Origin of the sequence: Hydrogenophaga sp. (assembly GCF_036675665.1) — a bacterium.
GTDB lineage: Bacteria > Pseudomonadota > Gammaproteobacteria > Burkholderiales > Burkholderiaceae_C > Hydrogenophaga.
The window spans coordinates 324,670-339,141 of sequence record NZ_JAKFEO010000007.1; the positions used below are offsets into that span (position 1 = coordinate 324,670).

The following is a 14,472-nucleotide window of genomic DNA, read 5'->3' on the forward strand; positions in this document are numbered from 1 at the left end:
CACGATGACGACCCCGCTGGAGACAAGCACTTGGAAGTTTCATTCACTCAGGAAATCGAGTCCCTGCGGCTCGGTGACGGCCAGACCTTTCACGGCGAGGGCATCCTGGCCATCACCAAGGCCCTGCTGCAATCGGGCGTGGCCTATGTGGGCGGCTACCAGGGCGCACCGGTCTCGCACCTGCTCGACGTGATGGTGCAGGCCAAGCCCTACATGGACGAACTCGGCGTGCACGTGGAGGCGTGTTCGAACGAAGCCTCGGCCGCGGCCATGCTGGGCGCCTCCATCCACTACCCGCTGCGCGGCGCGGTCACCTGGAAGTCCATCGTCGGCACCAACGTGGCGGCCGACGCGCTGTCCAACCTTGCCTCGCCCGGTGTCACCGGCGGCGTGCTGGTGGTGGTGGGCGAGGACTACGGCGAAGGCGCCAGCGTGATCCAGGAGCGCACCCACGCCTACGCGCTCAAGTCGAGCATGGTGCTGCTCGACCCGCGCCCCGATCTGGAGCGCATGGTGCACATGGTCGAGCAGGGCTTCCGGCTCTCGGAAGCGTCGAACATGCCGGCTCTGATGGAACTGCGCATCCGCGCCTGCCACGTGCGCGGCAGCTTCGTGGCCAAGGACAATGTCAAGCCCGCGCTGTCACGGCACAAGCTGATCGACGAACCCGCCAGCTTCGACTACGACCGCCTGGCCCACCCGCCGGTGACCTTCCGCCACGAAAAACTCAAGGGCGACGAGCGCATTCCGGCGGCGCGGCGCTACATCGTGGAGAACAAGCTCAACGAGTTTTTCGACGGCGAGCACCAGGACCTGGGCCTGATCGTGCAGGGCGGCCTCTACAACACGCTGATCCGCGCGCTGCAGCAGTTCGGTCTGGCCGACGCCTTCGGGCAGACCGCCATTCCCATGCTGGTGCTCAACGTCACCTGCCCGCTGGTGCCCGATCAGCTCACGAACTTCTGCCTGGGCAAACGCGCGGTGCTGCTGCTCGAAGAAGGCCAGCCCGAATACATCGAACAGGAACTCGCCACGCTGCTGCGCCGGCTGGATATCCAGACCCCGCTGCACGGCAAGGACATGCTGCCCAACGCGGGCGAGTACACAGCCGAGGTGATGGCCAACGGCCTGGCCAAGTTTGTCGGCCGCTACCTGCAGGACCCGGCCACGCAAGCCATCACGGAGACTGCCCGCGCCTGGCTGCAGGGCAACCAGACGCGCCGCGCCGAGTCGGTGCAGCAGCTCTCGGCCCCGCTGCCGGCGCGCCCGCCCGGCATGTGCATCGGTTGCCCGGAGCGCCCGGTGTTCTCGGCACTCAAGCTCGCGCAGCAAGACACGGGACCGGTGCACATTGCTGGCGACATCGGCTGTCACGCGCTCGCCACCTTCGAGCCGTTTTCGTTTGGCCACTCCATCCTCGGCTACGGCATGAGCCTGGCCAGCCGCGCCGGTGTGTCGCCGGTGATGAAGCGGCGCGTGCTCTCTGTGATGGGCGACGGCGGCTTCTGGCACAACGGCCTGCTCACCGGCGTGCAGAGCGCGCTCTTCAACGGCGACGACGCGGTGCTGCTGATCTTCAAGAACGGCTACACCTCGGCCACCGGCACGCAGGACATCATCTCCACGCCCGATGACGACGCCAAGGACAAGGCGAGCGACAAGCAGGCGAGTCTGGCCCACACCAACCAGACCATAGAAACCACGCTCAAGGGCCTGGGTGTGAAGTGGATGCGCACCGTGAACACCTACGAGGTGGACACCATGCGCGCCACGCTCACCGAGGCTTTCAGCACGCCGTTTCAGGGCCTCAAGGTGATCGTGGCCGAGGGTGAATGCCAGCTCGAGCGCCAGCGCCGCATCAAACCCTGGATCGCCAACCTGCTGAAAAAAGGCGAGCGCGTGGTGCGCGTGAAATACGGCGTGGACGAAGACGTGTGCAACGGCGACCACGCCTGCATCCGCCTCTCGGGCTGCCCCACGCTCACGCTGAAAGACAACCCCGACCCGCTCAAGGTCGACCCGGTCGCCACCGTCATCGACGGCTGCGTGGGCTGCGGCCTGTGCGGCGCCAACGCGCACGCGGCCACGCTGTGCCCCTCGTTCTACCGCGCCGAGGTGGTGCAGAACCCCAAGTGGCACGAGCGCCTGATCCATTCGCTGCGCGGCAGTGTTGTTCGTCTGTTGCAACCAGCCTGACCATGTCCAACAACCAACAACCCATCTCCCTGCTGCTCTGCGCCCTGGGCGGCGAAGGCGGCGGCATCCTCACCGACTGGCTGGTGGAGGCCGCACGCCACGCGGGCTACGCGGCGCAGGCCACCTCCATCCCCGGCGTGGCGCAGCGCACGGGGGCCACCACCTACTACATGGAGGTGTTCCCCGTGCCCATGGCACAGCTGGGCGGGCGCAAGCCGGTGTTCGGCCTGAACCCGCTGCCGGGCCGGCTCGACGCGCTGGTGTCTTCAGAGCTGCTGGAGACCGGCCGCCAGATCACCAACGGCCTCGCTTCGGATTCGCACACCCTGGTCATCACCTCGTCGGCCCGGGCCCTCACCACCGGCGAGAAGATGGTGATGGGCGATGGCCGGCGCGATGCCGCCGAGCTGATCGACCTGGTGAACACCCACAGTCGCGCGCGCCACGTGATCGACATGGCCGCACTCACGAAACAGGCCGGCACCGTGGTGAGCGCGGTGATGCTGGGCGCCATCGCCGGCAGCGGCCTGCTGCCCTTTGCCCGGCAGGACTTTGAGGCCGTCATCGGCACCGGTGGCGCCAGCGCCAAGGCCAGCCTGCGCGGCTTCGCGCTCGCGTTCGATGCGGTGCAGGCACAGCGCGCCCGGGCCGCGTATGTGGAACAGGTGCTCGCCCCCGAGCCCGCCCAGTCCGCACCCAGCTTGCCCGCCGCGCTGGCGCGCGAGTTCCCACCCGAAGTGCACCCGCTCATGGCGCTGGGCCATGCCCGGGTGTGCGAGTACCAGAACGCCGCCTACGGCACGCACTACGCGTCGCGGCTGCGGCGCGTGCTCGAAGCCGAGAAGCGCACCGACCCACAAGGTGAGCACGGCTGGGGCACCACCGTGGAGATGGCGCGCTGGGTGGCACTGTGGATGGCGTTCGACGACATCGTGCTGGTGGCCGACCTCAAGAGCCGCGCCAGCCGCCAGGCCCGTGTGCGCAGCGAAACCAAGGCCGGCAACGACGACCTGCTGCGCGTGTACGACCACTTCAAGCCCGGCGCGCCCGAGTTCGCCGCCATGCTGCCCACCGGCTTGGCACAGCGCGTGCTGACCTGGGACCGCCAGCGCGTGGCCGCCGGCAAAGCGCCCTGGGCCCTGCCGCTGAAGATCGGCTCGCACTCGGTGCTGGGCATGCTCGCCTTGCGCGGCCTGGCCGCCACCAAACGCCTGCGTCCCCTGGGCAGCCGCTTCCAGGCCGAGCAGGCCCTCATCGACCGCTGGCTCGCCGCCGTGGTGCAGCTCAGCTCCATCCACTGGCAGCTGGGCCACGAGGTGGCGCTGTGCGGCCGGCTCATCAAGGGCTACGGCAGCACCAACGAACGCGGCAAGGACAACCTGCTGCACATCATCGAACACCTCGCCCTGCCCGCGCTGAGCGACCCCACCAGCGCCACACAACGCTGCCGCGCCGTGGCCGCAGCCCGCACCGCCGCGCTGAGCGACGAAGCCGGAAAAGCCTTGGACCTGGCCTTGCAGCAACACGGCGCACCCGCGCGCCCGGTGAAGGCCCAGCCGATCCGATGGCAGCACAACCCCCGATTGAAAGTGAAGGCCATAGCGCCACACTGAACACCACACCGAGTTTTCCATTCACCGTTGATTCGCCAAAACCTACAAGGAGACAGACATGACCCGCACCACCACCCAGCTTTCCCGCCGCTGGCACCTGGCCGGCGCCGCCGCCCTGGGCCTCATGGCCCTGAGCGCCGTGCCCGCCGCGTTGGCCCAGGCCTGGCCCGACAAGCCGCTCAAGGTCGTGGTGGGTTTCCCGCCAGGTGGCGCCGCCGACCAGATCGCGCGGCTCGTGTCCACACCGCTGGCCGCCGCCCTGGGCCAGCCCGTGGTGGTGGAAAACCGCGCAGGCGCCAACGGCAACATCGCCGGCGACGCGGTGGCCAAGGCGCCGGCCGACGGCTACACGCTGCTCATGGGCTCGGGCGGCATGGTGTCGGTGAACCCGCACATCTACCCCCGCATGCCCTTTGACCCGGCGAAAGACCTGGTCCCCGTGGCGTCGGCCGCGCGCGTGCTGGTGTACCTCATGGGCAAGCCCACGCTGGAAGCCAACAACGTGCAGGAACTCATCAAGCTCGTCAAGGCCAACCCCGGCCGCCTCGTGTACGGATCGGCCGGCAACGGCAGCTCGCCCCACCTGGCCGGCGAAATGTTCAAGAGCCAGGCCGGCCTGTTTGCGGTGCACGTGCCCTACCGCGGCGCCGCCCCCGCGCTCACCGACCTCATGGGCAACCAGATCGACTACTACTTCGATCCGGGCATCGGCCTCTCGCACGCCAAGGCCGGCCGCACCAAACTGCTGGCCGTGGGCAGCATGAAGCGCTCCCCCCTGTTCCCCGACGTGCCCACGCTGGACGAAGCCGGCCTGAAAGGCTTTGACGCCGACTCGGTGTTCGGCTTCTACGCCCCCGCCGGCACGCCACCGGCCGTGATCACCAGGCTGAACACGGAGATCAACAAGATCCTGGCCACCTCGGCGGTGAAAGACCGCATCACCGCGCTGGGTGGCGAAGCGCTGGCGCTCACGCCGGCCGAGTTCGGCAAACGCGGCGCGGATGACTCGCAGCGGTTTGGCGCGATCATCAAGGAGCGGAAGATTTCGGCGGAGTGAGGAGAGGCGAGAGGCAGCGGGCCACTCGTGAGCAGCGGGCCGCGGTGGGAGAGGACTTCGTCAACTGACGGCATGCGGCCATGAGCGGCCGGTGGGGTACTACCGAAGCGGACGTTCAACATTAGCGCTCAGCTGCCAGCGAAGCCGGTCACCTGTAGCAGCTGGTTAGCTTCCGACTCGCAGAATTTGCTCATGACGCATGTCAACGGCGAACCAAGCTGAGGATTCAACAGGTTCGGGGTTGCTGTTCTCGGCGACGACATAGTGCAGTCCGATCGTGACTCCTGCCGGGATTTGCGTCAGCGACACAATGAACCCGTCCTTTCGATACTGCACGAACGCCAGCCGGTCCCCTTGACATTCGAGCCAAGGCATTCGAACTTGCAGGGCCTCGCCGTCTTCGGTTCCGACTACCACAAGGTCGTGCTCCCCCTCAAAGGATTGGGCATCCAAGTCCTCCCCCGACTCCGGCCCCCCTTCGATGTCTGTCACGAACCGACAGCGATACTCGAGTCTCTCGAAACCCGTCGGCGAAGATGCCAGAAGTAACACGACTCGCACGCGACTCACGGACATGCCGGGCGGCAGATGTGGTTCAGGCTCCAAAACTCGCAGCTCGATTTCACAGTCGCCGCCCGAGCATGGTTCAGCGCGAGCGGAGAAGTGGATCTGCCCCAGCGGTGTATCAAGTGTTCTTGACTGGCCCATCGTGAAGCTAACGCCCCGTATCAGCCGCGGATTTGCCGCAGCGGAGCGAAGGCGAATACGTCGGCAGGATGCGATGGTTATGCACTGATTGCGCTCTGCAGTGAACGGATGGAGCCCAGCCACTCCTCTTCTCCGCTCTCTTCCCACAACTCCCGCAGCTCACTTTTCTCGCCAAGAACTCGTTCAAGTGTGAGCATAGCTTTGGCTACGAGGGCCGCATCGGGCTTCGCCGAGATTAACTTGACCCACTCATCAACTTTCTCAGTGTAGGAATCTGTTTGCGTTCCCCTCCCGAGCAGCTTTGCCAGGACTTCAACTGCTGCGACCGCCTCCGAAGCCTCTGGAGCTTCCAAGTAATGTTCTGCTTCCAAAGCTCTATCCAGGGCAGACTCAATCAGCGAGAGGTCGTTGGCATCGTCCAACCCATACGCCCAATCATTAGCATCATCGTTGCCAAACGGCTCATGCGACCATGCACCCATTTGTTATCTCCTAAAGATGACGAAACTGTTTTTCAGTGAATAGCGTCCTGCCGATCAGCCGCCGCCGAAGGCGGTCGGCTGCAGCGGCAGGTTAGATCGCCTGCTCATTAAATGCGTACCGCCGTACTGCCGCATTGACTTGTTCCTTGGTGTGGCCGTCCCCGACATGGACCACGAGATAGTGCTCGAAGGCGTGGTCGTCGAAGTTCGTGTTCAGCACGAAGAAAAAGGCCACGTCATCGGGATTCTCGTCTTCGTGCCACGTTGTCATCACATGCGCGGCGTCCCACGTTGTATCCAGATCATCCGGGCGCCGTCGCACGAACTCTTGGTCGACCGCGTCATGCCAGGCTTCGCAGTTGTGCCCTCCGCAGACCGCGTATCGGCAGCCCGCATCTAGCAATAGGTTCGCGACTTCGCTGCGCTGAGCGTCAGTGAGGCGGCCGTCGTGGTCCCAAATCATGCAAGGGAACAGGGCACCAGAGAACGGACTGGAAAAGTCGCCAGGAGCATCGATGGCGATGGCTCCGTAAATCTTGCCCTCGTTCTCGGCTAGCAGGTTCATGCTCGTTCCCTTTGGTCTAACGTGATGCATCTCGCAGAACCTGCGGGATAGGCTGGACGGTGCGGGATATTCTGGGCACGAGTTCCTCCTGAGAATGGCCTGTAGCCTGAGATTCAAGGTGATGCACTGTCTGAGAATCCAAGCATAAAAATTCATTGAAACCCGGCACGCAGGTCCTGGCGCAAATATAGCTTGCGAACAGACGTACTTCATTGCCACGACAGTCAACGGCCACCCATTGGACAGCCGAGCAAGTTGTGTCAATGACCGGTATGGGACGGGATGCCCACCGTCGCCTCAGGGCCCATACCGGCCGTACGCTGCACTCCGAAGCAGCCGTTCGTCTCGCTTTCAGTTTGTTCCAGTCTCGTGCCCTATCGACATGAGCATCTGAACAGCTTCGTGCAGTGAGCGCCACTCAGGCGGTAGCTCTGCGGACCACGAGAGGTCGCACGAGAACTCCAATGACGAAATCGTCAATCGAAAAGTGGTGGCATGGACGTAGGCATAGCGCCCGTGGACGGCAATGCCAATCGTTGCTGAGCGTATCAAGCTCAACAGTGAAGCCGCCAAATCCTGCTTCAACGGCGTAGCTGGTCCAACTCGAATCGACGAGGCAGTCTCACGCTCCATCCACTGCATGGCATGGGTGGAGCTTCTCCAGTATTCGGCCGACCGACAGCCAGATTCGTCGTACGAGAACTCGACGCGCACGGCAACGCCTTGCCGGTCAATATGCTCGTCCGCAGGGACAGTGGTTAGCTCAACGTAGCAGGAGTTCAGTTCGCGGGCGCGATGCATAAGAGTTCGTTCTACTTCTGCTTTTGGCCGATGACCGTCATGCTAGCTCAGACTGGACTGGGCCCCACTCAGACAAATCGGCCATCGTGTCGCGCTCAACTCAATCGACCCGTCTGACCAAGAAGCACTGGCACGATACAGGACCCTCGACCCGTAAACTCCTCCCCATGCAACCCAAAATCACCGTTTACTCCAAGTCCGCCTGCCCACAATGTGAGTCGGCCAAGATGCTGCTCAAGTCCCGCTCGCTCGGGTTTGAAGAGATCAAGATCGATGACGAGACCGAGCGCCTCGCGTTCTACGAGAGGTGCGGGCCCTCGGTGCGGCAGATGCCGCAGATCTTCATCAACGACCAGCGCGTGGGTGGTCTGTCGGGGTTGCAGGCGGCGCTGGTTCAGTTGGGCAAATAGGGCGCTGCCCTGGGCTGGCGAGCGGATTCACACCGCGCATGCGCTGAAAGACGATGGACGTCCCTTCCATTTCTTCTGCGACCCCCCATGCGCTCCACTGCCACCCCCATCCAACGTATTCAAGCCCTTCGCAGCGCCGCACCCGCCCAGCCACTGCTGCGCACGGAGATCCGCGCCGCGGCGCGTCACGACATCACGCCCAGTCAGGCGCAGGGGCTCCTGCTGCAGGCACTGGACGAGTTGCAACTGATCGCCATCGACGACGCGGACACCCAGCTGGCGGCACGGTTCCACGAGTCCTTCGTGCAGATCCTGCACATGGCGCAGGCGCAGCATCACACGGTGGAAGAGACGGTGATCGAGCGCATGTCGCACGCACTGCGCGTGCACTACGCCAGCCACGACCGCGTGGCCCATGCCCTGGTGTCGGCCTGGACCTGCGTGGTGCCACGCGACCCCGTGAAGCTGGTGGTCCAGCTGGTCGACAGCCTCACCTCGGAAGCCGCGCCGCTGCCCTTCTGGCTGTCGCACGTGTTGCAGCTGCTGCCGCTCTCGGGGCCGTCGCTGGAGCAGCCCGCCGGACAGCGGCAGGCGCGTGAGTTGTTGCATGCCCGCCTGGACGAACTCACGCCGGCGCACGTGGCCAAGCGCCTGCAGCGGCTGGAACAGGACCCCGACCCCCGCGGCCTGGAGCAACTGATTGGCGACCTCGGCCTGCTCGCGCTGGAACAGTCGCCCACCGCAGGCCTGGCACGCGTGGTTGAAATGCCGCCGGAAGACGACGAAGCGCTGGTGTGGTTCTCGCATCAACATCCGGCGCTGGTGTGCGTGGGCAACATGGCTTGCGACGACCACTGGCTGCTCACCCCGCTCGGCAACGCCACGCTGGAGCGTGTGCTCCACCTCTGCACCTACCTCGAAGCCGGTACGGCGCAACGGCTGCGCCGCCAGATGCTCTACCAGGTCACGCACGCCGCGCGGCTGCCGCTGCTGCGCCCGAACCGCCGCCACCCCTGCCTGGTGCTGGCGCAGATCCACCGCATCGTGCAGACCTTCGACAAGCGCGACGACGCGTGGGCCGATGTGCTGGAGTGGCTGGCACCGCACCGCACCGGCCACCATGGTCACCCGTCGAGCCCTTCGGCGCAGCACACGGTGTTCGACCTGCTGCTGTTGCCCTCGTTCGAGCTGAGCCCCTTGCTGGCGCTGCACACCATGCTGGACGCCCAGGTCGACCCCACGGTGTGGTTGCCCGGCGTGGTGCGCAGCTGCATGGCGACGCAGCCCGGTCTCTCGCGCCTGCTGCGCCCGCTGCAGCACCTGCACGCCACCGCCCACCTGAACCACTGCCTGGTCAACGAGGTGGCGAACCAGTGCCCGCCAGCGCACCTGATGCGGGTCGGCATGGAGATCGGGTTGACGGTGTTCCACGAGCCATCGAGGCCCAAAGGCCTGACCCGACACACCCTGCATGCCCTGGCACGTGCACAGGCACGTTTCGGCCCGGGCTGGGTGCCGTTCTGCCTGCTCGCTCACGTGCTCGACGAGGGCCAGCGCTTTGGGTGCGTGGGCCTGGGCGCGAACGATGGCGGCTGGCTGCTGACGTTTGCCCAGGAGAACGGTCACAAGCTCAAGCCAGGCATGGTGCCCAGTGCCATGGCGGAGGCGCTGATGGACCTGTTCCATGTGGCCACCCTTCTGGGGCAGGAGCCTGAGCCGGCGGCCCAGGTCTGCATGCAACTGCTGGACCAGTGGGCCGGGCAGGCACCTGCCAAAACCCCGGCACCGGAAGCCGCCAAGGCCTGAAGCGCGGCGGCCTCAGATCGCGACGAGCTGACGCACGCCCTTGGCCTGCATTTCGCTGCCGGGGCCGCTGGCAATCACTTCGCCGCGCTCCATGACCACATAACGGTCTGCCAGGGCTTCGGCGAAGTCGTAGTACTGCTCCACCAGCACGATGGCCATGTTGCCGCGGTCGGCCAGCATGCGGATGACGCGGCCGATGTCCTTGATGATGTTGGGCTGGATGCCTTCGGTGGGTTCGTCCAGGATCAACAGCTTTGGCCCCGCCGCGAGCGCCCGCGCAATGGCGAGCTGCTGCTGCTGGCCGCCCGAGAGGTCGCCACCGCGGCGGCCGAGCATCTGCTTGAGCACCGGGAACAGCTCGAACAGCTCGGGCGGAATGGGCGTGTTGCCCTTTTTGTAGGCCAGGCCCATGAGCAGGTTCTCCTGCACGGTGAGGCGTCCGAAGATCTCGCGGCCTTGCGGCACGAAGCCCATGCCCAGTCGCGCACGTTCATAGGGTGTGGCGCTGGCGATGGACACGCCGTCGAGCGTGATGCTGCCGCTCTTGATGGGCACCAGGCCCATGAGCGATTTCAGGAGCGTGGTCTTGCCCACGCCGTTGCGGCCGAGCACCACGGTCACTTGTCCCAGCTCTGCGGTTAGGTTGACGTTGCGCAGGATGTGGCTGCCGCCGTAGTACTGATTGATGGCTTTGACTTCTAGCAGGCTCATTTCTTGTCCTCTTTGAAGTTGTGTTTTTGCTTTCGTGGCGAGCCGGGTCTCGGCCCGGCGGCCGAGGCACTTTTCTTTGCTTCGCCAAAGAAAAGTGCCCAAAAGAAAGGCGAGCCGAAGTCCGGGGCCCTGCGGGCTTCCTTGCGCTGCTCAGCCCGGCCACACGGCAACAAGCGGGATCGGGAACGGGATCGGGCTTCCCTTCCGGCGGGCGTGTCTTGCTCCCGCTCCCCGCCGTCATTCGCTGGCGAGTAGCGCAGGAGCGCCCGGACAAGGGGCGCACATGTCCGAAGGCTGCGAAGCAGACAAGTTTGTGCGCACCCCGGGCGATCCGAGCAACGCAGCGTGCCCGAAGCGAAGCGCAGGGACAGCGAATCCGGCTCGCCTTTTCTTTGCTTACTTTCTTTTGGCGAAGCAAAAGAAAGTGAGTCGGCCGCCGGGCCGAGACCCGGCCTGCCACGAATGCACAAACCCAACGAAGCAGAAACAAGATCAGCGCCCAAGGTAGACCTCGATCACCCGCTCATCCGCCTGAACTTCGTCAAGAGTCCCCTCCGCCAGCACAGCCCCATCACACAACACCGTCACCTTCTCCGAAATCGTGCGGATGAAGCTCATGTCGTGCTCCACCACCATCAGCGAATGCTTGCCCTTGAGCGTCAAGAACAGCTGCGCCGTGCGCTCGGTTTCTTCATCGGTCATGCCGGCCACAGGTTCGTCCAGCAGCAAGAGCTTGGGGTCCTGCATCAGCAGCATGCCGATCTCCAGCCACTGCTTTTGCCCGTGGCTCAGGTTGCCGGCCAGGCGCGCAGCGCTGTCGGTGAGGTGGATGGTCTGCAGCACTTCGCCCAGACGATCTTTCTCCAGCCCGCTGAGGCGAAACACCATGGAGCGGCGCACGCCCTTGTCGGTGGCCAGCGCGAGTTCGAGGTTTTCAAACACGGTGAGGTGCTCGAACACCGTGGGCTTCTGGAACTTGCGCCCGATGCCCATGGCCGCGATCTCGGCTTCGCGGTAGCGCAGCAGGTCGATGGTGCTGCCAAAGAACACGTGGCCCGAGTCGGGTTTGGTCTTGCCGGTGATGATGTCCATCATCGTGGTCTTGCCCGCGCCGTTGGGGCCGATGATGCAGCGCAGCTCGCCGGGTGCGATGTCCAGGCTGAGGTTGTTGATGGCCTTGAAGCCGTCGAAGCTGACGTTCACGCCCTCCAGGTACAGGATGCGGCCGTGCGTGGTGTCCACCTCGCCGGGCGTGACGAGCCGCGAGAAGCCCGCCGCGCGGCCACCCGATTCGGTGTTGCCTGTTGTGCCTGCGGCCGCCAACCTCTGCAGGCGCTGGGCGCCCTCTTCCATCAGGTCGGGCGTCATGCACGTTCTCCCTTTGTGCCGCGGAGCTTCTTCACCAATCCCACCACACCCTGCGGCATGAAGAGCGTGACCACGATGAACAGCACGCCCAGGAAATACAGCCAGTACTCGGGAAAGCTCACGGTGAGCCAGCTCTTGGCGCCGTTGACGATGAAGGCGCCGACGATGGGCCCGATCAACGTGGCGCGGCCACCCACCGCGGCCCAGATCGCGATCTCGATGCTGTTGGCCGTGCTCATCTCGCCGGGGTTGATGATGCCGACCTGCGGCACATACAGCGCGCCGGCAATGCCGCACATCACGGCCGAGATGGTCCAGATGGTGAGCTTGTAGGGCAGCGGGTTGTAGCCGCAGAACATGACGCGGCTCTCGGCGTCGCGCACGGCCTGCAGCACGCGGCCAAACTTGCTGTTGACCAGCCAGCGCGCCCACAGGAAGAAGCCCAGCAGCGTGAGGCCGGTGATCACGAACAGCGTCATGCGCATGTTCGGCGTGGCCAGCGGAATGCCCAGGATGCGCTTGAAATCGGTGAAGCCGTTGTTGCCGCCGAAACCGGTCTCGTTGCGAAAGAACAGCAGCAGCGCGGCGAAGGTGAGCGCCTGCGTGATGATGGAGAAATACACGCCCTTGATGCGCGAGCGGAAGGCGAAGTAGCCGAACACGAAGGCCACCGCACCGGGCACCAGCACGATCAGCAGCAGGGTGGCGATGAAGCTGTCGCTCAGAGCCCAGTGCCAGGGCAGTTCCTTCCAGTCGAGGAACACCATGAAGTCGGGCAGTTCGCTCTTGTAGTTGCCGTCCAGCCCGATCTGGCGCATGAGGTACATGCCCATCACGTAGCCGCCCAGCGCGAAGAACAGGCCGTGGCCCAGGCTCAGGATGCCGGTGTAGCCCCAGATCAGGTCCATGGCGAGCGCGCAGATGGCGTAACACATGATCTTGCCGAGCAGGCCGACCATGTAGTCGCTCAGGTGGAAGGCGCTGCCCTGGGGCACGAACAGGTTGAGCAGCGGCGCCACGGCGCACACCACCAGCAGGGCGACGACGAACGCGCTCCAGCCGCTGCGGGTGAGCAAGGGGCCGGGTTGTGGCAGCGGCACAGCCACGGGTACGTTGGGTGTGGTGCTCATGCTTCTGCGCTCCGGCCCTTCATGGCGAAGATCCCTTGCGGCCGCTTCTGGATGAAGATGATGATGAAGACCAGCACCGCGATCTTGGCCAGCACGGCGCCGGCCCAGCCTTCAATGAACTTGTTGAGCATGCCCAGCCCCAGCGCGGCGTACACCGTGCCGGCGATCTGGCCCACGCCGCCGAGCACCACCACCATGAACGAGTCCACGATGTAGCTCTGGCCGAGGTCGGGGCCGACGTTGCCGATCTGGCTGAGCGCGCAACCGGCCAGGCCCGCAATGCCCGAGCCCAGTGCAAACGCGTAGGTGTCGATGCGTGCGGTGTTCACGCCCATGCACGAAGCGATGGGGCGGTTCTGCGTGACGCCGCGCACGAACAGGCCCAGGCGGGTCTTGGTGATCATGAGTGTCACGCCCACCAGCACCGCCACCGCGAAGCCGATGATGATGATGCGGTTCCACGGCAGGTTGAGGTTGCCCAGGAATGTGACACCACCACTCATCCAGCTCGGGTTTTCCACGCCCACGTTTTGCGCGCCGAAGAGGCTGCGCACGGTCTGCATGAGCACGAGTGAAATGCCCCAGGTGGCGAGCAAGGTTTCGAGCGGGCGGCCGTAGAGGAAACGGATCACCGTGCGCTCCATGGCCGCGCCCACCAGGGCAGACGCGGTGAAGGCGATCGGCAAGGCGGCCAGGAGATACCAGTCGAAGTACTCGGGCAGCGACTGGCGAAAGAACACCTGCACCAGCCAGGTGGCGTAGGCACCGATCATGATGAGCTCGCCGTGGGCCATGTTGATCACGCCCATGAGCCCGTAGGTGATGGCCAGGCCCAGGGCGGCCAGCAGCAGGATGGAGCCGAGACTGATGCCGGTGAAGGCCTGCGCCAGCGTGTTGCCCAGGGCCAGCATGCGGTCGATGCCCTCAAGCGAATCGGCCAGCGCGGCTTTCACGCCGGCGTCGGTCTCTTTTTCCATCTGCTGCAGCAGCAGCGGACGCACGATGGGCTGTTGGGCTTCGCCCAGCTTTTGCGCCGCGGCGAGCCGCCGGGCCGGGTCTTCGCTGGCCAGCAACACGGCGGCCTGCGCGAGTTCGAGGCTCTGGCGGGCCTGCGCGTCGAGTTCACCGGCCAATGCCTTGTCGATCAACGCGAGCTGGCTGATGTCGGGTTCTTCGAAGGCGCTGCGCTGCAGGGTGCGCGCGGCCTCGCGCTGGCGCTCCGGCGGTGCACCCACCAGCTCCATGCCGGCCAGGGCGCTTTCCATGGCACTGCGCAGGCGGTTGTTGATCATCACGTCGCCCGCGTCGTCGGGCAGCGGCAGCTTCTCGCCGGTCACGGCGTCCACGGCGGCGTCGTCCACCACGATGAACACCCGCTCGCCCTGCACGCGCACGGCCTCGGCGGCCATGGCCTTGATGAGGGCCGAGGCTTTCTCGTCGGGTTCGGCGGCGAGCTTGTTCAGGGTGTCGATGCGCACATCGGTGTCACCGTCCACCAGGGCCAGTGCGTCGGCGGGTGTGAGGGCGTGGGCGACACCTGCGCCCATCCAGATCGCCAAAAACAGCCCCAACAAACGGAGCCAACGAATCGTCATGTGAATTCCTAAGCCGACAAAAGCGATCAC

General features: G+C 65.1%; 12 protein-coding genes. 5 read left to right on the top strand and 7 right to left on the bottom strand.

Annotated features, from left to right (window positions below; genetic code table 11):
* Positions 1-30: 30 nt before the first annotated feature.
* Genes V6M63_RS04325 through V6M63_RS04335 form a run of 3 tightly spaced genes read left to right on the top strand, consistent with a single transcriptional unit; the run spans position 31 to position 4,866 of the window.
* Positions 31-2,196 (top strand): indolepyruvate ferredoxin oxidoreductase subunit alpha, encoded by a 2,166-nt coding sequence (locus V6M63_RS04325; RefSeq protein ID WP_332739802.1) that lies wholly within the window; start codon positions 31-33, stop codon positions 2,194-2,196.
* Positions 2,197-2,198: 2 nt separating this feature from the next.
* Entirely contained in the window at positions 2,199-3,809 is a 1,611-nt protein-coding gene (locus V6M63_RS04330) for an indolepyruvate oxidoreductase subunit beta family protein (protein ID WP_332739804.1), read from the top strand.
* 58 nt (positions 3,810-3,867) lie between these two features.
* Complete coding sequence (locus V6M63_RS04335; RefSeq protein ID WP_332739806.1) at positions 3,868-4,866, top strand: Bug family tripartite tricarboxylate transporter substrate binding protein; 999 nt, start codon at positions 3,868-3,870, stop codon at positions 4,864-4,866.
* Positions 4,867-5,031: 165 nt separating this feature from the next.
* On the opposite strand, the gene V6M63_RS04340 is transcribed toward V6M63_RS04335, so the two are convergent.
* The 3 genes from V6M63_RS04340 to V6M63_RS04350 form a co-directional block, all read right to left on the bottom strand.
* Entirely contained in the window at positions 5,032-5,358 is a 327-nt protein-coding gene (locus tag V6M63_RS04340) for a hypothetical protein (protein ID WP_332739808.1), read from the bottom strand.
* A 293-nt stretch (positions 5,359-5,651) separates the two neighbouring features.
* Complete coding sequence (locus V6M63_RS04345; protein WP_332739810.1) at positions 5,652-6,056, bottom strand: DUF4259 domain-containing protein; 405 nt, start codon at positions 6,054-6,056, stop codon at positions 5,652-5,654.
* 91 nt (positions 6,057-6,147) lie between these two features.
* A complete protein-coding gene (locus V6M63_RS04350; protein WP_332739812.1) occupies positions 6,148-6,621 on the bottom strand; it encodes a DUF7684 family protein in 474 nt (157 codons plus the stop codon).
* Positions 6,622-7,589: 968 nt separating this feature from the next.
* On the opposite strand from V6M63_RS04350, the gene V6M63_RS04355 reads away from it, so the two are divergent.
* Positions 7,590-7,832 (top strand): glutaredoxin domain-containing protein, encoded by a 243-nt coding sequence (locus V6M63_RS04355; protein WP_056271703.1) that lies wholly within the window; start codon positions 7,590-7,592, stop codon positions 7,830-7,832.
* A gap of 87 nt (positions 7,833-7,919) precedes the next feature.
* A complete protein-coding gene (locus tag V6M63_RS04360) occupies positions 7,920-9,638 on the top strand; it encodes a hypothetical protein (protein WP_332739816.1) in 1,719 nt (572 codons plus the stop codon).
* A gap of 12 nt (positions 9,639-9,650) precedes the next feature.
* On the opposite strand, the gene urtE is transcribed toward V6M63_RS04360, so the two are convergent.
* The 4 genes from urtE to urtB all read right to left on the bottom strand — a co-directional run bounded on the left by urtE (position 9,651) and on the right by urtB (position 14,442).
* Positions 9,651-10,343 (bottom strand): urea ABC transporter ATP-binding subunit UrtE, encoded by a 693-nt coding sequence (urtE, locus tag V6M63_RS04365; RefSeq protein WP_332740143.1) that lies wholly within the window; start codon positions 10,341-10,343, stop codon positions 9,651-9,653.
* A gap of 498 nt (positions 10,344-10,841) precedes the next feature.
* Entirely contained in the window at positions 10,842-11,717 is an 876-nt protein-coding gene (urtD, locus tag V6M63_RS04370) for an urea ABC transporter ATP-binding protein UrtD (RefSeq protein ID WP_332739818.1), read from the bottom strand.
* Positions 11,714-12,847: an urea ABC transporter permease subunit UrtC gene (urtC, locus tag V6M63_RS04375; RefSeq protein ID WP_332739820.1), complete on the bottom strand. Its 1,134-nt coding sequence runs from the start codon at positions 12,845-12,847 to the stop codon at positions 11,714-11,716. Before urtC ends, urtD begins: the two co-directional genes overlap by 4 nt.
* Entirely contained in the window at positions 12,844-14,442 is a 1,599-nt protein-coding gene (gene urtB, locus V6M63_RS04380) for an urea ABC transporter permease subunit UrtB (protein ID WP_442909532.1), read from the bottom strand. The genes urtC and urtB overlap by 4 nt, the downstream gene beginning before the upstream one ends.
* Positions 14,443-14,472: the final 30 nt, after the last annotated feature.